At 67.1% G+C, this 23,476-nt stretch carries 24 protein-coding genes; 19 read left to right on the top strand and 5 right to left on the bottom strand.

The window, feature by feature from the left end; genetic code table 11:
- Positions 1-216: 216 nt before the first annotated feature.
- Together TBD_RS11605 and TBD_RS11600 are read right to left on the bottom strand one after the other, a co-directional pair.
- A complete protein-coding gene (locus TBD_RS11605; protein ID WP_011312824.1) occupies positions 217-666 on the bottom strand; it encodes an Hsp20/alpha crystallin family protein in 450 nt (149 codons plus the stop codon).
- A 327-nt stretch (positions 667-993) separates the two neighbouring features.
- Complete coding sequence (locus TBD_RS11600; RefSeq protein WP_041432746.1) at positions 994-3,078, bottom strand: catalase; 2,085 nt, start codon at positions 3,076-3,078, stop codon at positions 994-996.
- 269 nt (positions 3,079-3,347) lie between these two features.
- Between TBD_RS11600 and TBD_RS11595 the strand changes: the two genes are divergently transcribed.
- The 6 genes from TBD_RS11595 to TBD_RS11570 all read left to right on the top strand — a co-directional run bounded on the left by TBD_RS11595 (position 3,348) and on the right by TBD_RS11570 (position 10,642).
- Complete coding sequence (locus TBD_RS11595; RefSeq protein WP_011312822.1) at positions 3,348-6,032, top strand: nitrate reductase; 2,685 nt, start codon at positions 3,348-3,350, stop codon at positions 6,030-6,032.
- Between the two features lie 88 nt (positions 6,033-6,120).
- On the top strand, positions 6,121-8,577 hold the full coding sequence (gene nirB / locus TBD_RS11590) for a nitrite reductase large subunit NirB (RefSeq protein WP_011312821.1): 2,457 nt from the start codon (positions 6,121-6,123) through the stop codon (positions 8,575-8,577).
- Between the two features lie 19 nt (positions 8,578-8,596).
- Positions 8,597-8,929 carry a nitrite reductase small subunit NirD gene (gene nirD, locus TBD_RS11585; RefSeq protein WP_011312820.1) on the top strand — a complete coding sequence of 111 codons (333 nt, stop codon included), beginning with the start codon at positions 8,597-8,599 and terminating at the stop codon, positions 8,927-8,929.
- Between the two features lie 46 nt (positions 8,930-8,975).
- A complete protein-coding gene (locus TBD_RS11580; RefSeq protein ID WP_041432743.1) occupies positions 8,976-9,458 on the top strand; it encodes a GNAT family N-acetyltransferase in 483 nt (160 codons plus the stop codon).
- Between the two features lie 31 nt (positions 9,459-9,489).
- Positions 9,490-9,963: an SRPBCC family protein gene (locus tag TBD_RS11575; protein ID WP_011312818.1), complete on the top strand. Its 474-nt coding sequence runs from the start codon at positions 9,490-9,492 to the stop codon at positions 9,961-9,963.
- A 121-nt stretch (positions 9,964-10,084) separates the two neighbouring features.
- Complete coding sequence (locus TBD_RS11570) at positions 10,085-10,642, top strand: DUF305 domain-containing protein (protein WP_041432741.1); 558 nt, start codon at positions 10,085-10,087, stop codon at positions 10,640-10,642.
- Positions 10,643-10,764: 122 nt separating this feature from the next.
- Here the strand turns inward: TBD_RS11570 and minE are convergent, their stop codons facing one another.
- From minE to minC, 3 genes are read right to left on the bottom strand one after another with little or no spacing between them, the layout of a single operon-like run.
- Entirely contained in the window at positions 10,765-11,019 is a 255-nt protein-coding gene (gene minE, locus TBD_RS11565) for a cell division topological specificity factor MinE (RefSeq protein WP_011312816.1), read from the bottom strand.
- A 1-nt stretch (position 11,020) separates the two neighbouring features.
- A complete protein-coding gene (gene minD / locus TBD_RS11560; protein WP_011312815.1) occupies positions 11,021-11,836 on the bottom strand; it encodes a septum site-determining protein MinD in 816 nt (271 codons plus the stop codon).
- 24 nt (positions 11,837-11,860) lie between these two features.
- The gene (gene minC / locus TBD_RS11555; protein ID WP_011312814.1) at positions 11,861-12,616 is read right to left on the bottom strand and encodes a septum site-determining protein MinC; all 756 of its coding nucleotides are present in this window, start codon (positions 12,614-12,616) and stop codon (positions 11,861-11,863) included.
- 487 nt (positions 12,617-13,103) lie between these two features.
- On the opposite strand from minC, the gene phnF reads away from it, so the two are divergent.
- The 13 genes from phnF to phnN are packed head-to-tail and all read left to right on the top strand — an operon-like array spanning position 13,104 to position 23,476.
- A complete protein-coding gene (phnF, locus tag TBD_RS11550) occupies positions 13,104-13,832 on the top strand; it encodes a phosphonate metabolism transcriptional regulator PhnF (protein ID WP_011312813.1) in 729 nt (242 codons plus the stop codon).
- A 35-nt stretch (positions 13,833-13,867) separates the two neighbouring features.
- The gene (gene phnD / locus TBD_RS11545; RefSeq protein ID WP_011312812.1) at positions 13,868-14,740 is read left to right on the top strand and encodes a phosphonate ABC transporter substrate-binding protein; all 873 of its coding nucleotides are present in this window, start codon (positions 13,868-13,870) and stop codon (positions 14,738-14,740) included.
- A gap of 56 nt (positions 14,741-14,796) precedes the next feature.
- On the top strand, positions 14,797-15,576 hold the full coding sequence (phnC, locus tag TBD_RS11540; protein WP_011312811.1) for a phosphonate ABC transporter ATP-binding protein: 780 nt from the start codon (positions 14,797-14,799) through the stop codon (positions 15,574-15,576).
- Positions 15,551-16,354 (top strand): phosphonate ABC transporter, permease protein PhnE, encoded by an 804-nt coding sequence (gene phnE, locus TBD_RS11535; RefSeq protein ID WP_238376451.1) that lies wholly within the window; start codon positions 15,551-15,553, stop codon positions 16,352-16,354. The genes phnC and phnE (TBD_RS11535) overlap by 26 nt, the downstream gene beginning before the upstream one ends.
- Positions 16,351-17,157: a phosphonate ABC transporter, permease protein PhnE gene (gene phnE, locus TBD_RS11530; RefSeq protein ID WP_011312809.1), complete on the top strand. Its 807-nt coding sequence runs from the start codon at positions 16,351-16,353 to the stop codon at positions 17,155-17,157. The genes phnE (TBD_RS11535) and phnE (TBD_RS11530) overlap by 4 nt, the downstream gene beginning before the upstream one ends.
- Positions 17,157-17,624, top strand: coding sequence for a phosphonate C-P lyase system protein PhnG (gene phnG / locus TBD_RS11525; protein WP_011312808.1), 468 nt, complete (start codon positions 17,157-17,159; stop codon positions 17,622-17,624). Before phnE (TBD_RS11530) ends, phnG begins: the two co-directional genes overlap by 1 nt.
- A complete protein-coding gene (gene phnH, locus TBD_RS11520) occupies positions 17,611-18,195 on the top strand; it encodes a phosphonate C-P lyase system protein PhnH (protein WP_041432740.1) in 585 nt (194 codons plus the stop codon). The genes phnG and phnH overlap by 14 nt, the downstream gene beginning before the upstream one ends.
- Positions 18,192-19,304, top strand: a complete 1,113-nt coding sequence (locus tag TBD_RS11515; RefSeq protein ID WP_011312806.1) for a carbon-phosphorus lyase complex subunit PhnI — start codon at positions 18,192-18,194, stop codon at positions 19,302-19,304. The genes phnH and TBD_RS11515 overlap by 4 nt, the downstream gene beginning before the upstream one ends.
- Positions 19,301-20,200 (top strand): alpha-D-ribose 1-methylphosphonate 5-phosphate C-P-lyase PhnJ, encoded by a 900-nt coding sequence (locus tag TBD_RS11510; protein WP_011312805.1) that lies wholly within the window; start codon positions 19,301-19,303, stop codon positions 20,198-20,200. Before TBD_RS11515 ends, TBD_RS11510 begins: the two co-directional genes overlap by 4 nt.
- Positions 20,197-21,027 (top strand): ATP-binding cassette domain-containing protein, encoded by an 831-nt coding sequence (locus TBD_RS11505; protein ID WP_011312804.1) that lies wholly within the window; start codon positions 20,197-20,199, stop codon positions 21,025-21,027. Before TBD_RS11510 ends, TBD_RS11505 begins: the two co-directional genes overlap by 4 nt.
- Before the next feature lie 10 nt (positions 21,028-21,037).
- Positions 21,038-21,760 (top strand): phosphonate C-P lyase system protein PhnL, encoded by a 723-nt coding sequence (gene phnL, locus TBD_RS11500; protein ID WP_011312803.1) that lies wholly within the window; start codon positions 21,038-21,040, stop codon positions 21,758-21,760.
- Positions 21,757-22,911 carry an alpha-D-ribose 1-methylphosphonate 5-triphosphate diphosphatase gene (locus TBD_RS11495; RefSeq protein WP_011312802.1) on the top strand — a complete coding sequence of 385 codons (1,155 nt, stop codon included), beginning with the start codon at positions 21,757-21,759 and terminating at the stop codon, positions 22,909-22,911. The genes phnL and TBD_RS11495 overlap by 4 nt, the downstream gene beginning before the upstream one ends.
- A complete protein-coding gene (gene phnN, locus TBD_RS11490; RefSeq protein WP_011312801.1) occupies positions 22,904-23,476 on the top strand; it encodes a phosphonate metabolism protein/1,5-bisphosphokinase (PRPP-forming) PhnN in 573 nt (190 codons plus the stop codon). The genes TBD_RS11495 and phnN overlap by 8 nt, the downstream gene beginning before the upstream one ends.

Below are 23,476 nucleotides of genomic sequence, written 5' to 3'. Positions count from 1 at the left end.
TCTCGAAGGGGAGTGGCGAAACGATAGCAGCGGTCGGCCCGGCGGGCGCCGACACGAAAGAACGCCCGACCCCGCTGGGGAAAAAAACAAGGCGGCGCCTGAGGACGCCGCCCGAAAAAAACAAGCGGCGCCGCCGAGGGCGGCCGGCAAAAAAAAAGCGGCGCCCTAGGGACGCCGCGGCACGCGCAGGCGGGGAGCGACCGCTGCTGCGCGGCCTTACTGGATCGACAGTTTCTTCGCCGAGGCGGCGGCCTTCTTCGGCAGCGTCAGTTCGAGCACGCCGTCGCTGTATTTGGCCTGGCACTGGGCGTCGTCGACTTCATGAGGAAGCGTGAAGCTGCGCGCGATCTTGCCGACGTGGCGCTCGGAACGGAGGACCTTTTCGCCTTCCTTCTCTTCCTTTTCGCTCCGGGTTTCCGCGCTGATCGAGACCTGGTTGCCGTCGACGCTGACCTGGATGTCTTCCTTCTTCACCCCGGGGATGTCGGCGTGGATGGTGTAGGCGTTGTCGTTCTCCTTCACGTCCATCTTGATCTGCAGCGGGGCTTGCGCGCCGCCTTCCATGAGTGCCGGGCGGACGAAAAAGCCCTTGAAGAAATCATCGAGGTCGGTGAAGGGGTCGATCCGGGACATGCTGAACGGGTCGTACCGCGAAATGTTGGCCATGATTGCTCTCCAAAAAGAAGTTGGTGAATACAGCCTCAAGCCGCGCCGGGCGGCCATGCATTCAATGTAGTGGCGGCCCGGTCTAATTCAAGACCGGCCGAAAGTCGACCGCGGTTCGGGACACGATGTGGCGGACCGGCAGCCCCATCTCCCGAACCGCGGCAACACGAACATGGCCACGGCGAGAAACGGGTTGTCCGTAAACATTCCTGTCCTCCAACCGACGGTATCGCCTGCCCCGCGCAACGGGCCGAAAATCCCTCAAGGCCTTTTGCGCGGCGCGCAGGTTGACGCGCGCTCCGCGCTATTCCGCCGCGCGCCGTGCGCTCACGCGAGTAGTCGCACCGACGGTTCGCGGTCCCACTGCCGCGTTTTTGCCGCGGCGATGAAGGCGCCGACGTCGGCCGCATCGACGACACCCGCGTCGCGCACGACGTGGACGGCGTCGAGCAGCGCCTGGCCGCCCGCGTCGCTCGCGATCGCCTTGAGGTGGCCGAACGCGTCGTGGACGAAATCGAGCGCCGCGCTCTCCTTCAGCAGCATCTTCGCGGCGTCCTCGGAGACGACGACGGCCACGGCGTCGAAGAGGACCGACGGCGTTCCGGCGAGCTGCTTGTCGACCTTGAGCATCTTGCCGTTGGCGAGCTTCACCTGACCGACGTGCGCGGCGATGATCTTCACGGCGGCGCCGGCGTCCGTCGCGGCCCGGCGCAGCGCCTCGACGCGCGCGCCGTCGGAGCCGTCGCCGACGAGGATGCCGACCATGCGCCCTTCGAGCGTGTCCTTCATGTTGCCGATGATCTGCAGGGCGGGCGAGGGCGGCAGGTCCTGCACGGGCGCGGCGGCCTCGGGCGCCGGCGGCAAGGGATCGATGCCGAGCCCCTTCGCGACGCGGTGCGCGAGGTCCTCGTCGACATGACGCAAATGCCCGACCATCGCCTCGCGGATGTGAACGTGGTCGACCTTGGCGAGCTCGAACACGAGCGTCGACGCGATATGCGCCTGCTCGTATTCGGTCTGGCTGACGTAGAACTGGCGCGCCTGGCTGTAGTGGTCGGCGAAACGCTCGGCGCGGATGCGGCCCTTCTCGCCGCTTTCGGTCACGGCCGCGCTGCGGAAGCCTTGCGGCGTCTCGCGCGGCGTGTCCGTGCCGAGCGTGTTGGGTTCGTAGTTCACGCGCCCCTTCGGCCGCTCCATCTGCATGTGGCCGTCGCGCTGCAGGTTGGCGAACGGGCACTTCGGCATGTTGACCGGCACCTGGTGGAAATTCGGCGAGTTGAAGCGCAGCAACTGGGTGTCGACGTAGGAGAAGAGCCGGCCCTGCAGCAGCGGGTCGTTGGAAAAGTCGATGCCGGGCACGACGTGCGTCGGGCAGTAGGCGACCTGTTCGGTCTCGGCGAAGAAATTGTCCGGCCAGCGGTCGAGCACCATGCGGCCGATGACCTTGAGCGGCACGAGTTCTTCGGGGATGAGCTTGGTCGCGTCGAGATGGTCGAAGGGGAAGCGCTCGGCGTCGGCCTCGGTGAAGAGCTGCACGGCGAACTCCCATTCCGGGAAATTGCCCTCGCTGATCGCCTCGAAAAGGTCGCGGCGGTGGAAGTCGGGGTCGGCGCCGGCGATCTTGACCGTCTCGTCCCAGATCGTCGATTGCAGGCCGAGCTTGGGTCGCCAGTGGAATTTGACGAAGGTCGACGCGCCCTTCGCATTGACGAGACGGAAGCTGTGCACGCCGAAGGCCTCGATCATGCGCAGGGAGCGCGGCGTCGTGCGGTCGGACATGATCCACAGAATCATGTGCATGGACTCGGGCGTGAGCGACACGTAGTCCCAGAAGGTGTCGTGCGCCGTCGACGACTGCGGAAAGCCGCGGTCGGGCTCCATCTTGAACGAGTGGACGAGGTCGGGAAACTTGATCGCGTCCTGGATGAAGAACACGGGGATGTTGTTGCCGACGAGGTCCCAGTTGCCTTCCTTGGTGTAGAACTTGACCGCGAAGCCGCGCACGTCGCGCGGCGTGTCGACCGAGCCCGCGCCGCCGGCGACGGTCGAGAGCCGCGTGAACACCGGGGTCTTCTCGCCGACCTCGGTGAGGATGCGCGCGGTCGTGTATTTCTCGAGCGATTCGGTCAGTTCGAAGTAGCCGTGCGCCGCGCTGCCGCGGGCGTGGACGACGCGTTCGGGAATGCGCTCGTGGTCGAAGTGCGTGATCTTGTCGCGCAGGACGAAATCCTCGAGCAGCGTCGGGCCGCGCGGGTGGCTGCGCAGCGAATTCTGGTCGTCGGAAATCGGTACACCGTCGTTAGTCGTCAGCGGCGGATGCGCGCCGTTGGCGGTCTGGTGGATTTCACCCCCGGCGCCGCGCTCGAAATTTTCGTCGGGGCCGGCCTTCGCCGGCTTTTTTTTCTGGCTCATCGTTGCTTTCCTGAACGTGCGCTTGGACTCGTCTTTATAGGCGCTCAGGGGCGCTAGACAAGGCCGGGCGGCCAGCGGCGACTGTCTTGAAGCGGCGTCGCGGGACCCGGGCGCGCATCGGCGCCGCACCTCGCACCAATTTGCGGCGCGCGCCCCCCGAGGCGCACCGAGGGCGCGCGCCGGCGCCGGCTCGCTTCCGCCAAGTCCTTGAATTTGCGCGATACCGCGGCTGGCACGCGGCCTGCTGAAAGGCTCACCGAGGAGCCAACATGTCTGTCGTTTCATCTGTCTGCTGCTATTGCGGCACCGGCTGCGGGGTGCTGATCGAGGCCGACGCCGGCGTCGTCACCGGCGTCGCCGGCGATCCCGCGCATCCGGCCAACCGCGGTCGCCTGTGTACCAAGGGTGCGACACTTCACCTCGCCGCCGCGGCTGCGTCGGGCCGCGCGCGCCATCCGGAATTTCGCCGCGACAGGACGTCGGTGCGCGCACGCGCGGGCTGGGCCGACGCGCTCGACCACATCGCCGAGAAATTCCGCAGCGTCGTCGCCGAACACGGACCCGACGCGGTCGCGTTCTACGTTTCGGGCCAGCTCACGACCGAGGCGTACTACGTCTTCAACAAGCTCGCCCGCGGCCTCGTCGGCACCAACAACATCGACACCAACTCGCGCCTGTGCATGTCGTCCGCAGTCGCCGGCTACAAGGCGACGCTCGGCGTCGACGCGCCGCCGGGCTGCTACGACGACATCGAGGCAGCCGGAACGCTGTTCATCGCCGGGTCGAACACTGCCTACGCCCACCCGATCCTGTTCCGCCGCATCGAGGCCGCGCGGCGCGCCCGCCCCGACCTGAAGCTCGTCGTCGTCGACCCGCGTCGCACCGACACCGCGGCCGAGGCCGACCTGCACCTCGCGATCCTGCCGGGCACCGACGTCGCGCTGTTTCACGCCATGCTCAACGTCATGCTGTGGGAAGACCGCGTCGACCGCGCCTACATCGACGCGCATACCGAAGGCTGGACGGCGCTGCGCGACCTCGTGCGCGACTACACGCCCGAGAAGGCGGCCGCGATCTGCGGCGTGCCCGCGGCCGACATCGTCACCGCCGCGCGCTGGTTCGCGCGGGGGCCGACCCTGTCGCTCTACTGCCAGGGGCTCAACCAGTCGACCTGCGGCGTCGACAAGAACGCCGCGCTCATCAACCTGCACCTCGCCACCGCGCAGATTGGCAAACCCGGTGCCGCGCCGCTCTCGCTGACCGGCCAGCCCAACGCGATGGGCGGGCGCGAGGTCGGCGGCATGGCGAACCTTTTCTCGGCGCATCGCGAGCTCGACAATCCCGAACACCGTGCCGAGGTCGCGCGGCTCTGGGGCGTCGACGCGCTGCCCGGGCAGCCCGGCAAGACTGCGATAGAGATGTTCGACGCCGTCCGGCGCGGCGAAATCCGCGCGCTGTGGATCGCGTGCACCAACCCGGCTCAATCGCTGCCCGACCAGGCGCGTGTGCGCGAGGCGCTCGCCGCGGCCGAGCTCGTCGTGCTGCAGGACGCGTACGCCGACACCGAGACCGCGGGCTTCGCCGACGTGCTGCTGCCTGCCGCGGCCTGGGGCGAAACCGACGGCACGATGACCAACTCGGAACGCCGCATCGCGCGCGTCCGCGCCGCCGTCCCGCCGCCCGGTGAGGCGCGCGCTGACTGGGAGATCGTCACCGACTTCGCGCGTCGCCTCGATCCCGAGCGTGGCGTTCGTCTCTTTCCCTACGCGTGCGCCGAGGATGTCTTCGACGAGCATCGCGAAACGACGCGCGGACGCGACCTCGACATCACCGGGCTTTCCTATGCCAGGCTCGACGCAGGCCCGCAACACTGGCCGTTTGCCGAGGGCGCCGTCGAGGGGCGCGTGCGGCTCTACGCCGACGGCGTCTACCCGACCGGCTCGGGACGCGCACGTTTTCATGCCGCGCCCTACCGCCCGGTCGCCGAGGCGATCGACGCGCGCTTCCCGCTGCATCTGAACACCGGCCGCTTGCGCGACGCCTGGCACGGCATGAGCCGCACCGGTCGCGTCGCCCGGCTCTTCGCTCATGCCGACGCGCCGCGGCTGGCGATGCATCCGCGCGATCTCGCGCTGCGTCGGCTGGCGTCCGGCGAACTCGTGCGCGTGAAGAGCCGCCGCGGCGAGGTCGTCGTCGAAGTCGAGGCGAGCGAGGCTGTGCGGCCCGGCCAGTGCTTCCTGCCGATGCACTGGGGCGCGCGCTTCATGTCGGGCCTTGGAGCCAACGCGCTGACGCTGCCGGCCTTCGATGCCGTGTCGAAGCAGCCCGAACTCAAGCACGCGGCGGTGCAGGTCGCGCGCGCCGATCTGCCGTGGCGCATGGCCGCGATCGCGGTCGGCGACGGCGCGCGACTGCTCGACGCCGTGCAGCCGCTCCTGCGCGCGTGCGAGTACGGTGCCGCGGGGCTCGCCGGGCGCGCGCATGACGTGCTGACACTGCGCGTCGGGCACGCGCATCCCGTGCCCGACGAACTGCTCGCCGCACTCGACGCCGCGCTCGGCCTCGCCGACCCGCTCACGGTCATGCATTACGAGGACCGTCCGCGCGGGATCGCCAAGCGCGTGCGCGTCGAGGGCGGGCGCGTCGTCGCCGCGCGGCTCACCGGCGAGACCGCCGGGTTTGCCTGGCTGCGTGACCTCGCCGTCGAAGGCGTCGACGCGCAGGCGCTTCGCGCCTGGGTGCTCGCTCCGGTTGCGCATCCGCCGGCGGGCGGACGTGTGCGCGGGCGCGTGATCTGCAACTGCTTCGACGTTGCAGAGGCCGACATCGTCGCCGCGGCCGACGCGGGGGCCGACCTCGGCGCGCTGCAAGCGGCGTTGAAGTGTGGCACCGAATGCGGGTCGTGCGTGCCCGAGCTCAAACGGCTGCTCGCGGCCAGCCGCGCCGCGGCATGAGCGGCCGGCAGGTACGCGCGCGGCAACCGTGGATCCGGCGCAACGGCGTGCCGGTCCTCACTTTTGGCTATTCGTTTGGAGTGGTGAGATGGATATGAGTACGCCCATGGGGCAGGGCCCCAAGATGAAGCTCGTGATGGTCGGCAACGGCATGGCCGGCGTGCGCACGCTCGAAGAACTGCTGAAGCTTGCACCCGAGCTTTACGACATCACCGTATTCGGCGCCGAGCCGCATCCCAATTACAACCGCATCCTGCTCTCGCCGGTGCTCGCCGGCGAGCAGACCGTCGATGACATCATCCTCAACGGCGCCGACTGGTACAGCGAGAACGGCATCCGCCTCCACCTCGGGCAGAAGGTCGTCAGGATCGACCGCGCTGCGCGCGAAGTCGAGACTGCCGACGGCACGCGCGCGCGCTACGACCGGCTGCTGCTCGCGACCGGCAGCACGCCCTTCATCCTGCCGGTAGCCGGCGCCGATCTTCCCGGCGTCGTGAGCTTTCGCGACATCGCCGACGTCGACGCGATGGTCGACGCCGCGGGCCGCTACAAGCATGCGGTCGTGATCGGCGGAGGGCTCCTCGGGCTCGAGGCCGCCAACGGCCTCATGAAGCGCGGCATGGACGTGACCGTCGTGCACATCGGCCCGTGGCTCATGGAGCGCCAGCTCGACGAACCCGCCGCGCGCCTGTTGCAGAGAAGCCTCGAAGAGAAAGGCATGAAGTTCCTGCTGCAGAAACACACGGCTGAACTCGTCGCGGGCGCGTCCGGCCGCGTCACCGGGGTCCGCTTCAAGGACGGCGATGCGATTCCCGCCGACCTCGTCGTGATGGCGGTCGGCATCCGCCCCAACACCGAACTCGCCGAGTCCGCCGGCCTGCACTGCAATCGCGGCATCGTCGTCAACGACACGATGCAGACCTTCGACCCGCGCATCTACTCGATCGGCGAATGCGTCGCCCACCGCGGCGTCGCCTACGGCCTGGTCGCGCCGCTGTTTGAACAGGCCAAGGTCTGCGCCAATCATCTCGCGCACTACGGCATCGGCCGCTACCAGGGCTCGGCGACGTCGACCAAGCTCAAGGTCACCGGCGTCGACCTCTTCTCGGCCGGGGACTTCATGGGTGGCGAGGGCACCGAGACGATCCTCTATTCCGACCCGATCGGCGGCGTGTACAAGAAACTCGTGATCCGCGACGACAAGCTCGTCGGCGGCGTCATGGTCGGCGACACCGTCGACGGCGCGTGGTATTTCTCGCTGCTGCGCGACGGCAAGGACATCGGCGCGCTGCGCGACCATCTGATGTTCGGCCAGGATCATTGCGGCAATCTCGGCCACCAGGGCATCAACCGCGCCGCCGCGATGACCGACGACATGGAAGTCTGCGGCTGCAATGGCATCTGCAAAGGCGACATCGTCAAGGCGATCCGCGAGAAGGGCTTGTTCACGCTCGAGGACGTGCGTAAGCACACCAAGGCGTCGTCCTCGTGCGGCTCGTGCACGGGCCTCGTCGAGCAGATCCTCGCGGTCACCGCAGGCGGTGACTACTCGGCCGCGCCGAAAACCAAATCGATGTGCGGCTGCACCGATCACACCCACGAGGCCGTTCGCGCGGCGATCCGTGAACACCGGCTGCTGACGATTCCGCAGGCGATGGCCTTCCTCGAATGGCGCACACCCAACGGCTGCGCCTCGTGCCGGCCCGCGCTCAACTACTACCTGATCTCGACCTGGCCGGGCGAGGCCGAGGACGATCCGCAGTCGCGCTTCATCAACGAGCGCGCCCACGCCAACATCCAGAAGGACGGCAGCTATTCGGTCATCCCGCGCATGTGGGGCGGGCAGACGACCCCGGCCGAATTGCGCCGCATCGCCGAAGTCGCCGAGAAGTACGCCGTGCCTTCTGTCAAGGTCACCGGCGGCCAGCGCATCGACCTTCTGGGCGTCAAGAAGGAAGACCTGCCCAAGATCTGGGCCGACCTCGACATGCCGTCGGGCCACGCCTACGGAAAAGCGCTGCGCACCGTGAAGACCTGCGTTGGCTCGGAGTGGTGCCGCTTCGGCACTCAGGACTCGACGCAGATGGGCATCGATCTCGAAAAGGTGTTCTACAAGATGTGGGCGCCGCACAAGGTCAAGCTCGCGGTCTCGGGCTGCCCGCGCAATTGCGCCGAAGTCGCGATCAAGGACGTCGGCGTCATCGGCGTCGACTCGGGCTGGGAAATCTACGTCGGCGGCAACGGCGGCATCAAGACCGAGGTCGCGCAATTCCTCGTCAAGGTCAAGACGCCCGACGAAGTGCTGGAATATTCCGGCGCCTTCCTCCAGCTCTATCGCGAAGAGGCGCGCTACCTCGACCGCACCGTGCATTACCTCGAACGCGTCGGCCTCGACTACGTCAAGAAGAAAGTCGTCGACGACGCCGCGAGCAGGTGCGCCCTCTACGAGCGCCTGCTGTTCGCGCTCTCGGTCGAGCGCGACCCGTGGCTCGAGCGCGCCCAGGAAGGCAAGCTGAAGCACGAATTCGAAACCATTTCCGCCTGAGCGCAAAAGGACAGACAGCATGACCCAGTGGACAGACGTTCTCGACCTCAACAACATCCCCCGGCTCGGCGCGCGCATCGTGCGCCACGGCGCGATCGACATCGCCGTGTTCCGCACCGCCGACGACGCGGTCTTCGCGCTCGAGGACCGCTGCCCGCACAAGGGCGGGCCGCTCTCGCAGGGCATCGTGCACGGAAAGCGCGTCGCCTGCCCGATGCACAACTGGAACATCGAACTCGATTCGGGCTGCGCCGTCGCGCCCGACGAGGGTTGCGCACGCGAGTTTCCGGTCAGGGTCGAAGACGGGCGGGTGATGCTCGATCTGGCTGCGGTCGAGCGCGTCGCGGCGTGAGCGTCGCGCGCCCGGGCGCGCGGCCGACACCCCTATAATTCCGGCGATGCAGATCAGGGCGGCGGAAGCGCGCGATTACCCGGCGATCGTCGAAATCCTTCTCCCTGTCATGCGGGAAGGTGGGACGTACGCCATCGATCCGGCATTGCGCGCGGACGAGGCGCTCGGGTACTGGACCTCAGCGGACAAGGAATCCTTCGTCGCCGAGGACGAAGGCGGCATCGTCGGTACCTACTACCTGCGCCCGAATCAGGCCGGCGGCGGGCGGCACGTCTGCAACTGCGGTTACGTGACGCGCGCCGAGGCCCGCGGCCGCGGCGTCGCGCGCGCCATGTGCGAGCACTCGCTGGCGTACGCCGCATCGCGCGGATACCGGGCGATGCAGTTCAACTTTGTCGTCAGCACGAACACGCACGCCGTGCGCCTGTGGCAGGCCCTCGGATTTGAAATCGTCGGCCGCATTCCGGAGGCGTTCTGCCATCCCGAACACGCTTACGTCGATGCGTTCGTGATGCATCGATTTCTGTGAGCGCCCTTGCCCGCCCCGTGAAGAGGAACGCATGAACCCGACCGACGACCGCTCCGACCACAGAACCCACGTGATCCCCGCCACGCCCGCCGAGGTCTTCGCCGCGATCCGCGATCCCGACCGCATCGCGCGCTGGTGGGGGCCCGAGGGCTTCACGAGCACGATCCACACCTTCGAATTCCACCCGGGCGGGCGCTGGCTGCTGACGATGAACGGCCCCGACGGCAAGGACTATCCGAACGAGAGCCGCTTCACGCGCATCGAAACCGATCGGCTGTTCGAGATCGAGCATCTCAACGGCCACCATTTCGTGCTGACGCTGGAGTTGCGTCCGCACGCCGCGGGCACCGAGGCGGTGTGGCGGCAGACCTTCGACACGCCCGCGCACTACGCGCGCATTGCCGACTTCGTCGCCGCCGCGAACCAGCAAAATCTCGAGCGACTGGCGGCGGAAGTGGCGCGCGTAACTTCCGCCCAGGCAGACCGCGCGTCTTCCACTGGCTGAATCGCCGCGCCGTGGCCGGCGCCTGGCGACGGCGACATACTCGTCTATGTTTCAGGGCTGCGCGCGGACTTTCCGCCCGCAGAACCCGCAAACGCCGCACGGCATCGGACGAGGAGAAATCATGGAGCACTCGAAGCAGACGATGAGCATGAGCTGGGGCCGTTTCGCGGCGATGATCGCCGTGTCGACCTTCATCATGTTCTTCCTGATGTATCAGCTCGTTTATTCGCTCGACCACGCGCTGTTCAGCGCGAACCGCGCGGTCGCATCGCTGGTGATGGGATGCACAATGAGCGTCGTGATGCTCGCGTTCATGTGGCAGATGTACAAGGGCATGGCGACCAAGATCGCGGTCGTCGTCGTCGCCGCGCTGGCCGGCGTCATCCTGCTGGCGCTGAACAGGCGCCAGGCTCTGATCGACGATGTTCGCTTCATGCAGTCGATGATTCCCCACCACTCGATCGCGATCAACAATGCGCGCAAGGCCGAGATCAGCGACCCCCGGGTCCGTGAACTCGCCGACAAGATCATCGAATCCCAGGTCCGCGAAATCGAGGAGATGAAGCGACTTATCGACGATATTGGACGCAACGGCGAACGGGCCACCGCGCCGCTGCCGGCGCGTTCGACCGAAGTTACGCCGGAGATGGAACGCGAAATCCGCGAGGCGGTGAAATAGTGAAGCGAGGGTGGCTGACTCGAAGCGGTGCGGGGCGGTCAGCCCGTCGCCCGTGAGCGCGAAGGTTCAGCGGTGAGCCGCCTGCGCTCGGGCGGCCGTTCGTAGATTGGGAACCGTGCGGATCAGCGCATCTCGGGCAGCACGATGTTGACCTCGATGACCTCGTAGTTGCCCTGTTTTTCGAGGCCGACCTTGATGTCGTCGGGATCGATCTTGACGTATTTCGAAATCACCGCGACCAGGTCCTTCTGCAGGTCGGGCAGGAAGTCACGGCCCGACAGGCCGACGCGCTCGTGCGCGATGATGAGTTGCAGCCGCTCTTTGGCGACCGAGGCGGTCGATTTCTTTTCGCCGAAGATGAGGGAGAGCCAGGACATGTCACTTGCCTCCGAATAGTCGCTTGATGAGGCCGGGCTTCTCGTAATCGACGAAGCGCAGCGGGCGTTGTTCGCCGAGGAAACGCGCGATCGCGTCGAGGTAGGCCTCGGCCACCGGCGTGTCCTTCTGGTGAATCGCGGGAATGCCCTGGTTCGAAGCTTGCAGCACGGCTTCGGATTCGGGAATGACGCCGAGCAGCGGAATCCGCAGCAGTTCCTGGATATCCGTGTAGGTCAGCATCTCGCCGTCGACCGCGCGCTTGGGCGAATAGCGCGTGACGAGCAGGTGTTCCTTGACCGGCTCGCGCCCTTCGATCGCGCGCCGGCTCTTCGACTGGATGATGCCGAGGATGCGGTCGGAGTCGCGTACCGACGAGACTTCCGGGTTGGTCACGATGATCGCCTCGTCGGCGAAGGTCAGCGCCATCACCGCGCCGTGCTCGATGCCGGCCGGCGAATCGCAGACGATGTAGTCGAAGCCCTGGTGTTCGAGCTCCTTCAACACCTTTTCCACGCCTTCCTCGGTCAGCGCGTCCTTGTCGCGCGTCTGCGAGGCCGGCAGCACGAACAGGTTGTCGGCGTGTTTGTCCTTGATCAGCGCCTGGCTCAGGTTGGCGTCGCCCTGGATCACGTTGACGAAGTCGTACACCACGCGGCGCTCGCAGCCCATGATGAGGTCGAGATTGCGCAGGCCCACGTCGAAGTCGATCACTGCGGTCTTGAAGCCGCGCAGCGCGAGGCCGCTCGCGATCGATGCGCTGGTCGTCGTCTTGCCGACGCCGCCCTTGCCTGAGGTGACAGTGATGATGGTTGCCACAGAGCTTCCTTTTGGTGGGTTGGGTTAGAGAGGTTCGATGACGATCTGGCTCGCGTCGGCCAGGCGGATTTGCGCAGGCTTGCGCGCGACCGCGGCGTCGGGCGCCGCGTCGAAGGTGCGGTAGACGCCCGCGATCGAGACCAGCTCGGCCTCGAGGTGCGTCGTGAAAATCCGCGCCGAGGTGTCGCCGCGCGCACCCGCGAGCGCGCGGCCCTTGAGCGGCGCGTAGACGTGGATGCTGCCGTCGGCGATCACCTCCGCGCCGGGGTTCACCGCCGCGAGCACGACGATGTCGCCACCGGCGGCGTAGACGCGCTGGCCCGAGCGCAGCGGCTTGTCGATCACCCGCGTCGGCGCAGAGGCCGCGGCCGGCGCGGGGCGCTCGGGTTCGGGCGCGGGTTCCGGTTCAGGCGCGGGTGCCGGTGCCGCTTCCACCGGCGCCGCAGCCGCCGCAGCGTTCAGCACCAGCAGGCCCGCTTCGGCGGCCGCCGCCGCCATCTCGGGTGAAGCGTTCTGCACCGCGAAGGGATTGAGCCCGCGGTCCTTGAGTTCCTGCGCGAGCCAGCGCCAGTCGGGCGAGGCCGCGTCCGCCGCCAGCCGCCCGCACTCGAATACCGCCGCCTCGCCGCCGAAGAAATCCGGCGTCGCGGCGAAGATCGTGGTGAGGTGGCTGTTCAGCGCCTCATGCTCGGCGCTGTTGAGGACGACCTGGATGCCGGCGAGGCGCGTCGTTTTGAGTTCCAGCGCCGGCGCCGGACGAGGCTCACGTCGGCGTGGCATGGCGGGCGGGGCAGGGTGGATTCACGACAAAAGCGGTTAGAAAGCGACCCCGAGAGTCTAGCGGCAGCGGGGAGGCGGGGCAACCGCGTGGGGCCGGCGGCTAGGCGGGGTGTGGCTGCAGGTGCCTCTGGATAATCGCGGGGGACGACCGGTGTTTGAAGGCCGGCATAGGGGATGCGGCAACCTGACATCCTGTTAAGGACGGTTGTTCGGCCTTTGCAGCCAGTCGCTTCTTGCGGATTGCGGACGCTCGGTAATGTCTGTTTTCTGAAACATTGACGCGCGTCGCCGACTCATCGCAGAAGTTCATGCGGTTCATGGAGTACGTCTCGTTTTCGGCGAAAGAAAACTTACAGGCCTGAAATGCTGACGGTCTCGAAGGCTGTCGAGGGACCGATTCAAGTTTCAGTTCACCCCCGGAATTTCCATCATCATACGGTCACATTGAACCCCTAGAGTTCCCGAAACGTCATGTGGGGATGTCTAGATGAGTCTTGTGGCTTTGCAACGGAATGGCGGCGAAGCGATCTATAGCCAGATCGCGAAATTGCTCAAGGGGGAGATCGCTTCGTTCCTGTCGCCGGGCGCCTGCCTGCCTTCGGAAAATGAGTTGGCGGAGCGTTTTGGCGTCAATCGGCACACGATACGACGCGCAGTAGAGGACTTGATCGCCGCCGGGTTACTGGAGCGCCGCCACGGCAAGGGCACTTTCGTACTCGATGCCCCCGCCGACTATGTGCTGGGCAGCGGCACGCGCTTCACGGAAACCTTCGAATCCCTCGGCAAGACTGCCAGCAGCCGCGTCTTGCGCAAGTTGGTCATCCCGGCGAGAGGTGGCGTTGCCACCCGCCTGCGCCTGGCTGAAAACGATCCCGTCGTCTGGATCGAATCCCTGCGCCTGGCAGACGACCGGGCCATCTGCGTGATTTCCCATTTCCTGCCGCGGCAGGCCTTCCCCGACGTGCTGGCGGACTACCCCGGCGGCTCGCTGCACGAACATCTTGCCGTCCGCCACGGACTGAAGCTGCGGCGCATCGAAAGCCTGGTCAGCGCGGCACTCCCGCAAGGCGACGACGCCTCGCTGCTGGGCATGGCCCAGAACCAGCCGGTGCTGCGGGTCAAAAGCGTCAATGTAGACGAGCGGGACGGTACCCCGCTCGAATACGCCCTGACCCGGTTCCGCGCCGACCGGATCCAACTGCGCATCAATCCTTGACCTGTCTATCGATCAATCTTACGGGAGCAACCGCAATGTATGTGAAACACACTTTCTCGGCAAGCGCGCTGGCGCTGGTCCTTTCCCTCGCCGCCGCATCCGCCCAGGCGCGCGACATCGTCATGGGCCTCATCCCGGCGGAAAACAATGAAGAAATGGTGCAGAAGTTCGAGCCCATGCGCGCCCACCTGGAGAAGAAACTGGGCCAGAAGGTGAAGGTGTACACCGCCACCGACTACGCCGGCGTCATCGAAGGCATGAAGAAGAAGCGCGTCGACGTCGCCTGGTTCGGCCCGCTGTCCTATTACCTGGCCGAGCAGGAAGCCGGCGCCGAGGCCTTCGCCGTCGGCATCCGCGAGGGCGGCACCACCCATACCTACAAGAGCCTCTTCGTCGCGCCCTGCGACGCCGGCGTCAAGTCGATCAAGGACCTGAAGGGCAAGAGCGTGGCCTTCGTCGATCCGGCCTCGACATCGGGCGGCCTGATGCCGACCTACATGGTCAAGAAGGAAACCGGCATGATGCCGCAGCAGTTCTTCGGCAAGTTCACCTACTCCGGCTCGCACGACGCCGCCGAGCTGGCGGTCAAGAACAAGACCGTGGACGCCGCCGCCGACAACGACATCACCTACGAGAAGATGCTCGCCAAGGGCCTCATCACCAAAGAGACCAACTGCGTCGTCAAGGAATCCGATCCGCTGCCGGGCTCGCCCCTGGTCTATCGCAAGGATCTGCCGGCGGCGACGAAAAAGAAAATCCGGGACGCCATCCTGAACGCCCACAAGGAAATCAAGGTCAGCGGCTACGGCAACCTGAGCCATTACGTGGCGGTCGCGCCCAAGGATTACCAGATGATCCGCGACATGGTGAAGGACCTGGGCCTGAAGAAGAACGACCTGCTCAAGTAAGGGCAGAGGGGAAGACAGGCCGCCTTGGCCTGTCTTCCCGGACCAAGGAGAAAATCATGTCCGCGATTTCCATTCAATCCGTGACCAAGCGCTTCCCGAACGGCTTCGAAGCCCTGAAGGGCATCGATACGGAGATTCAAACCGGCAGTTTCACCGTCGTGCTGGGCCCCAGCGGCGCGGGCAAGTCCACCCTGCTGCGCCTGATGAACGGCCTGGAAACGCCGACCACGGGCGCCGTGCGCATCGACGGCGAAACCGTCGACGGGCACAGGCTGCGCCACATCCGCTCCAAAGTGGCCATGGTGTTCCAACAGTTCAACCTGGTCGAGCGCCTGTCGGTCGTCACCAATGTCCTTACCGGGCGGCTCGCGCAGCGCTCCTGGGTCGGCAGCGTGTTTTATCTCTTCCGCCAGGAAGACCTGGGGATCGCACGCGAAGCCCTGGCGCGCGTCGGCCTCACCGACAAGGCCTGGAGCCGCGCCGACAAGCTCTCCGGCGGCCAGCAGCAGCGCGTCGGCATCGCCCGCGCGCTGGCGCAGCGGCCGAAAGTGATCCTGGCCGACGAGCCGGTGGCCAGTCTCGATCCCGTATCGAGCGAGGAGATCATGGCGCTGCTGCGGGAGATTTGCGACCGCGACGGCATCACGGTGGTGGTCAACCTGCACCAGGTGGATCTCGCCAAGCGTTTCGCCGACCGCATCATCGGCATGAACGCCGGCCGCGTGGTGTTCGACGGCACGCCCGCCGAACTGTCGGCGCAGGCCCTGCGCACCATTTATCAACGCGAAGGCATCGAAGATGACACCAGTCTTGACCTGGCGCTGGCCTACGCCTAGCGGCCTGCCGCCGCTGCCGCTGGTCGGCGGCGCGCTGGCCCTGCTCGCCGCGCTGGCGCTGACCGCGCCCATCGTGGAGGTGGACTTCGTCCGCCTGATCGGCTCCGTCGGCAGGATGATCGACTTCGCCGGGCAGATGTTCGTCGCGCCCGACTGGGCCTACGTGCCGCAACTGCTGGACAAGATGCTCGAAACCATCGAAATGACGGTGCTGGGCACGGCCATCGCCATCGTCGTCAGCCTGCCGCTGGGCGTGCTGGCCGCGAGCAACGCCACCCCGCATCCGGCGGTGTACCGGGTCACGCGCGATCTGTTGAGCCTGATGCGCGCGCTGCCGGAACTGGTGTGGGCGCTGGTGTTCGTGTCGGCGGTCGGACTGGGTCCCTTGCCGGGCGTCATGGCGCTGGCCTTCGTGACCGTGGGCTTCATGGGCAAGTTCTTCGCCGAGGCCATCGAAGTGGTGGACAACAAGGCGGTGGAGGGCGTGCGCGCGCACGGCGCGGGCTGGCTGCAGGTGCGCCTGTTCGCCATGCTGCCGCAGGCGCTGCCGGATTTCGTCGGCACGGTGATGTACATCCTCGACCACAATCTGCGCGCGGCCGCCATCCTCGGCCTGGTCGGCGCCGGCGGCATCGGCTACGACCTGGTGATGTCCATGCGGCTGTTTCAGTACGAGCGGCTGCTGCTGATCGCGCTGTCCATCTATCTGGTGGTGACGCTGCTGGACCGCCTGTCCGATCAATTGCGCAGCCGCATCATCCACGGGAGACGGGTATGAACACACAGGAATTGAAACCGCGCGCGCCGGCGGCCGCGCTTCCGCCGCGGCCGCGCAACCTGTTCCCGGTGTGGGCGGCGGCGGCGCTGGCGGCGCTGTGGCTGATCGTGTGGGATCTGGAAATCTCCTTCGAGACGCTGGTCTGGGGCGTCGAGGACATGGGCGAGTATTTCAGCCGCTACGGCCAGCCCGATTTTTCAGACTTGTCTAGATATCTGGAACTGATGGGCGTCACCCTGGCCACGGCGCTGTGGGGCACGGCGTTCGCGCTGGTGGTGGCGTTTTTCCTGGCGCCGCTGGCCGCGCGCAACTTCACGCCGGGCGCCGTCTCTTATCGCATCGCGCGGGAAGTCCTCAACTTCATGCGCGCCATGCCCGACCTGCTGCTGGCGCTGATCTTCGTCGCGGCGCTGGGGCTGGGGCCGCTGCCCGGCGCGCTGGCGCTCGGCGTGCACACGGCCGGTTTCCTCGGCAAGTTCTTCGCCGAAAGTCTGGAACGCATCGACCAAGGGGTCTATGAAGGCGTGGCCGCCACCGGCGCGAATTTCCCGCAGCGCGTCATGTACGCCGGCTGGCCGTCCATTCTGCGCGAGGCCCTGGGCTACACCCTCTACATCCTCGACCGCAACGTGCGCATGGCCTCGGTGCTCGGCCTGGTCGGCGCCGGCGGCATCGGCCTGGCCTTGCACGACACCCTGCGCCTGTTCGACTACGGCCAGTCGGCGGCGCTGATCCTGGTGATACTCGCCACCATTCTGATCATCGACTACGCCTCGGCGTGGCTGCGAAGGAGACTGGGCTGATGGAACTGGAAAGAAAAGACTGGATCCGGGCGCTGACCGCCCATCCCGCGCCCGACTTGCACGCGCTGGCCGAGCGGCTGGCGGCGGGCTGCGAGCTCAGGCTCACCCGCCTGCCGCAGGCGGGCCTGGGCCTGCTTCAGCTTGCCGACGGCGCCTTTCACGAAGCCTATTACCTGGGCGAGTTTCCGCTGTCCACGTGCAGCCTCGAACTGACGCTGGCGGACGGCCGCCGCGCCGAGGGCGGCGCGCAGGTCATGGCCGACGACGCGGCGCTCGCCCGCACGCTGGCGATTCTCGACGCGGTGCTCGCGGCCCGGCTGCCGGGCTGGGAAGACGTGTCCGCGCAGGTGCAGGCCGGCGCCCGCCTGCGTGCCGAAGCAGACCGCCGCCGTCGCGCCATGCTCGCCGCGACCCGCGTCGACTTCGCCCTGCTGGGCAACACCGGGGAGGACGATGATGAAGCATGAATGCATCTGGCTGGCCGACGTCCAGCAGCGCGTGTTCCGCGAACTGGTCGAGGCGTTTTCGCGGCCGGGCGAGGTGCGCGATTTGACGCCATGGCTTGACGGCGCCACCGCGCAACGCGCCGTACTGGCCACGCTGATGGATGGCGAGACCACGCTCGCCGACCCCCATGCACGGCTCGGCGCGGCGGACTGGCCCCTGCTCCAGGCCCGGATCGGCACGGCGGAAGACGCGCGCTACGTCGTCGCCGACGGCCGCCGCGCGCCCGGTTTCGAGCCGGCGCTGGGCACGCTGGAAAGCCCGGAATCGGGCGCGACCCTGCTGATTGAGGTGGCGGCAGTGGGCAGCGGCCCGCTGGCCCTGGAACTCGCCGGGCCTGGAATTGATGGTCCGGGCATCGACGGCCGGCGCGAACTGCGCCTCGACGGCCTGCATCCCGACTGGCTGCTGCGCCGCGCCGACTGGACCGCCGGCTTTCCGCTCGGCGTCGACATCCTGTTCACCGACGCGACGCGCATCGTCGCCTTGCCGCGCACCACGCGCGCGGCCCCCATGGGGAACCCGCCGACATGAGTTACGTTGCCATCAAGGGCGGCGGGCGCGCCATCGCCGGCGCCGCCGCCGTGACCGAATATCTGCGCACCGAGGAAGGGCTGGGCAATCCCGATGCCGAGCCGCTCGAAATTGATGCCATCCTGCACCAGTTGCGCCATCTGGTGGATCGCGTGGTTTCGGAAGGCGGGGTGTATCACCCGCAATTCGCCGCGCTCGCCGTCAAGCAGAGCCTGGGCGACACGCTGGAAGCCGCCTTCGCGCTGCGCGCCTGGCGCTCGACGCGGCCGCGCCTGAGCGCGACGCCGCCGCTCGACACTTCGCGCATGCGCCTGATCCGCCGCATCTCGTCCGCCTTCAAGGAGATTCCCGGCGGCCAGATGCTGGGGCCGACCCCCGATTACGCCCTGCGCCTGCTGCGCCTGGAGCTGATGGACGAATCGCCGGAAGCCTTCCGCGCCGTGGCCCGCGACTGGCTGGAGAACTGCCGCGAGGCGCAACTGCCCGACAGCTATCCCAAGGTGCTCGACGCCCTGCGCGCGGAGGGCCTGCTGCCGCCGGTCGCGAAGACCCGACGGCAAACGGCCTTCGACATCACCCGCGAGCCGCTGGTGTTCCCGGTGCCGCGCTCGGCCGCATTGGCGACCATGGCCAGGGCGGAAACCGGCTCGCTGCTGGCCATCGCCTATTCCAACATGCGTGGCTACGGCGACGTCCATCCCACGGTGGCGGAACTGCGCGTCGGCTATCTGCCGGTGCTGCTGCCGCACCCGGTCACCGGCGAGCTTGCCGAAGCGGGCGAAGTGCTGATGACCGAATGCGAGGTGGTGGCGATGTACGCGGCCGCCGAGCCCGGCGGCAAGCCCCAGTTCACCGTCGGCTACGGCGCCTGTTTCGGCCACAACGAGGTCAAGGCCATCTCCATGGCCATTCTCGACCGCGCGCTGCAGAAGGGCATGCAGGACGGCCCGGCGAATCCTTCCGAAGATCCGGAGTTCGTGCTGCTGCACGTCGACGGCGTCGATTCCATGGGCTTCGCCTCGCACTACAAGATGCCGCACTACGTCACCTTCCAGTCCGACCTGGACCGGCTGCGCACCACGCAGCAGAAGTCGGGAGAACCCGCATGAACGCCATGCCCCACACCACCGGCGGCAACGCCTACAACTTCGGCTTCCTCGACGAATACGCCAAGAAGGAAATCCGCCGCGCCGTCCTCAAGGCCATCGCCATCCCCGGCTACCAGGTGCCCTACGCCTCGCGCGAAATGCCCATGGGACGCGGCTTCGGCACCGGCGGCCTGCAACTGACGCTGGCCCTGATCGGTCCCGGCGAGGTGGTCAAGGTCATCGACCAGGGTTCGGACGATTCGGTGAACGCGGTCAATCTGCGCCGGTTCATCGAAATGACCTGCCCCGGCGTCTCCACCACCACCCGCACCGCGGAGGCGAGCCTGATCCAGTCGCGCCACCGCATCCCGGAACGGCCGCTGACCCCGACGCAGATCCTCGTGCTGCAAGTGCCTTACCCGGACCCGCTGGTGGTGGTCGAGCCGTCCGAGGACAAGCGCAAGATCATGCACGGCGAGGCCGACTATTCGCGCCTGCTGGTGAAGCTGTACGAGGACATCGTCCAGTTCGACGAGATCACCATCTCGCACCGCTATCCGACGCGCATCAACGGCCACTACGTCATCGACCCCTCGCCGATTCCGCGCTGGGACGTGCCCAGGCTCGACCATGCGGCGGCGCTGACCCTGTTCGGCGCCGGGCGCGAGAAGAAGATTTACGCGGTGCCGCCGCACACTCGCGCGGAGCCGCTGGCGTTTTCCGACGTGCCGTTCCGGGTCGAGGATTTCCGCGACGAGGCGGGACGCCGCCGCGCCTGCGCGCGCTGCGGCTGCACGGATTCCTTTCTCGACGAGTTCAGCAGCGATGCCGGCGAGAAGGTCTACCAATGCTCGGACACCGACTGGTGCGACGAAAAACTGCTGCGCAAGGAATCGCTGCGGGGAGAAGCGGCATGAATAAAATTCTCGAAGTCAGGAATCTGTCGAAAATCTACGGCCCCGGCTGCCCGCACTGCATCGAATCGACCGGGCCGGAAGCGGACACCAACCTGTGCCCGCATTGCGGCAGCGTGGTCGCCCTCCACGACGTGTCCTTCGACCTGTTCGAGGGCGAAATTCTGGGCGTCATGGGCGAATCGGGCAGCGGCAAGTCGACGGTGGTGAAGGCCCTCTATTTCGATCAGGCGCCCTCGGGCGGCGAGGCGATCTTTTTCGACGGCGACACGCAGCACGAGCTGTTCGCGCTCAACGCCGCCCGGCAGCGCTGGCTGCGCAACCACCGCTTCGGCATGGTCTACCAGAACCCGAATCTGGGCCTGAATTTCAACATCAGTGCCGGCGGCAACATCGCCGAGCGACTGCTGATGAGCGACCTGATGGACTACGGCGCGATCCGCGAGCGGGCCAAGGCCCTGCTGGCGCGCACCGAGGTGCTGCTGTCCCGCGTCGACGACCTGCCGAAGCATTTTTCCGGCGGCATGCAGCAGCGGGTGCAGATCGCCAAGGCGCTCGCCACCCAGCCGCCGCTGCTGTTCCTCGACGAAGTGACCACCGGGCTCGACCTGTCGGTGCAGGCGCGCATTCTCGATCTGATCCTGGAAATCCAGCAGGAGCTGAAGACCGCCATGGTCGTCGTCACCCACGACCTCGGCGTGATCCGCCTGCTGACCGGCCGCGCCATCGTCATGAAATACGGCCGCGTCATCGAGACGGGGCTCACCGATCAAATCCTGGAAGATCCCCAGCACGCCTATACCCAGCGGCTGGTGGCTTCCGCCCTGTGAGGCGCGCGACATGACCCCCCCCATACTCCAGGTCGAAGGCTACGCCAAGCATTTCCAGCTGCACGAGCAGAACAAGCTGATCCCGTCCTCGCACAACGTCAGCTTCACGGTACGCAGCGGCGAACTCACGGCCCTGATCGGCCCCACCGGCGCCGGCAAGTCCTCGGTGCTGAAAGGCATCTACCGCACCTATCTGCCGAGCGCCGGCCGCATGCTTTATCGCGACGCGCTGGGCCACGAACTCGATCTGGCCCTGGCCAGCGAGCACCAGATCCTGGAGCTGCGGCGCCGCGAAATCGGCTTCGTCACCCAGTTTCTGCATTGCCTGCCGCGCCAGGCGACGCTCGACGTGGTGGCGCAGCCGCTGTTCGCGCTGGGCGTCCCGCGCCCGGAAGCGAGGCAGCGCGCCGCCGACCTGCTCTCGGCCATGAAGCTGCCGGAGCGCCTGTGGAGCGTCTCGCCGGCGACCTTCTCCGGCGGCGAACGCCAGCGGGTGAACCTCGCCCGCGGCTTCATCGCCCGCCCGCGCCTGCTGCTGCTCGACGAGCCCACGGCCAGCCTCGACCCGGCGACCGCCGAATGCGTGATCGGCCTGATCGAAGGGCTGAAGGCCGGGGGCACGGCCATGCTCGCCATTTTCCACCACCCCGAAACCACCCGCCGGCTGGCCGACCAGGTCGTCGAATTGGCCCCACCGCCCGCCGTGGAAACCCTCCTCAAGGAAATCGCATGAACCCGCTGTATCTGACCGGCGCCCGCGTGGTGCTGCCCGACGCCGTGCTCGAAGACGCCGCCGTGCTGATCGAGGACGGCGTCATCGCCGCCATCGACCCCGAATCGGGCAAGGGCGCGCAAGCCATCGACCTCCGCGGCAAGACGCTGATCCCCGGCATGATCGACCTGCATTGCGACGCCCTGGAAAAGGAAGTCGAGCCGCGCCCGAACGTGCATTTCCCGCTCGACTTCGCCTGCGCCCAGGCCGACAAGCGCAACGCCGCCGCCGGCGTGACCACGGTGTTCCATGCCCTGTCCTTCGCCAACGAGGAGCTCGGCGTGCGCAACAACGCCTTCGCCGCCTCGGTGGCGCGCGCGGTGCACGCCTGGAACCCGCACGGCCTGGTCGACAACCGCGTGCACTGCCGCTACGAGGTGACCGACCCGACCGCGCCCGACATCCTGCTCGAACTGATGGCCGCCGGCGAGATGCACCTGCTGTCGGTGATGGATCATTCGCCGGGCCAGGGGCAGTTCAGGGACATCGCCGCCTACCGCGATTATCTGGCGCGCACCTACAAGAAAACCGAGGGCGAACTGGATGCGCTGGTCGAGAACAAGCTGGCCCAGGCGGAAGGGGCCATGGCGCGCATCCGCTTGCTGATCGACGCGGCGCAGGCGCAGGGCATCCACGTCGCCAGCCACGACGACGACACGCCGGAAAAGGTGGAAACCCTGCACGGTCTGGGCGTGGGCATCTCGGAGTTCCCCATCAACCTGGAATCCGCCCAGGCCGCCCGCGAACGCGGCATGAGCACGGTGTTCGGCGCGCCCAACATCCTGCGCGGCAAGAGCCAGTCGGGTGCGATGCGGGCGCTCGACGCGGTGCAGGCCGGCGTGGCCGATTGCCTGTGCGCCGACTATCACCCGGCGACGCTGATCGTGGCGGTGTTCCGCCTGCCGGAACTGGCGGGCATCACGCTGGCCGACGCGGTGCGGCTGGTCAGCGCCAACCCGGCGCGCGCCGCGGGATTGACGGATCGCGGCGAAATTGCCGTCGGCAGGCGCGCCGATCTGGTCGCCGTCGCCCACATCAACGGGCTGGCCCAAGCGAGCAGCGTGTTTTCGGCGGGCAAGCCGGTCTTCGAAGCCCGTTTCGACCATGTCTGAAGGGAAACTGTTCTACGTCATCGGCCCTTCCGGCAGTGGCAAGGACAGCCTGATGCGCTACGGCCGCGAGCGTCTCGCCGGCGACCCCGGCGTTGTCTTCGCCCACCGCTACATCACGCGGCCGGTGGAACTTCACGGGGAGAATCACGTCGCCCTGACCGAGGACGAATTCGATGCCCGCCTCGCTACCGGCCTCTTCGCCCTGCACTGGGACAGCCACGGCCTGCGCTACGGCATCGGCCGGGAAATCAACCTTTGGCTGGCCAAGGGCTGCAACGTGGTGTTGAACGGCTCGCGCGAATACCTGCCAGAGGCAAGGCGCCGCTACCCGGGGTTGACCGCGATTCTGGTCAACGTTTCGCCCGAAGTTCTTGCCGAGAGACTGCGCGCCCGTGGCCGGGAAACGGAAGATCAGATATCCCGGCGGGTCGCACGCGCGAAGCAATTCATGCACCCTGAGGGGCGCCTGGAAGTCATTGCGAACGACGCTGAATTGCACGTAGCCGGTGAACGCTTGGTACAGTTGTTGTCGGACGCCGACGCTTCCAAACGAGCGTTTGCCTGA

The organism is Thiobacillus denitrificans ATCC 25259, from assembly GCF_000012745.1.
Lineage (GTDB): Bacteria > Pseudomonadota > Gammaproteobacteria > Burkholderiales > Thiobacillaceae > Thiobacillus > Thiobacillus denitrificans_B.
This window is presented reverse-complemented; position numbering and strand designations above follow the sequence as displayed.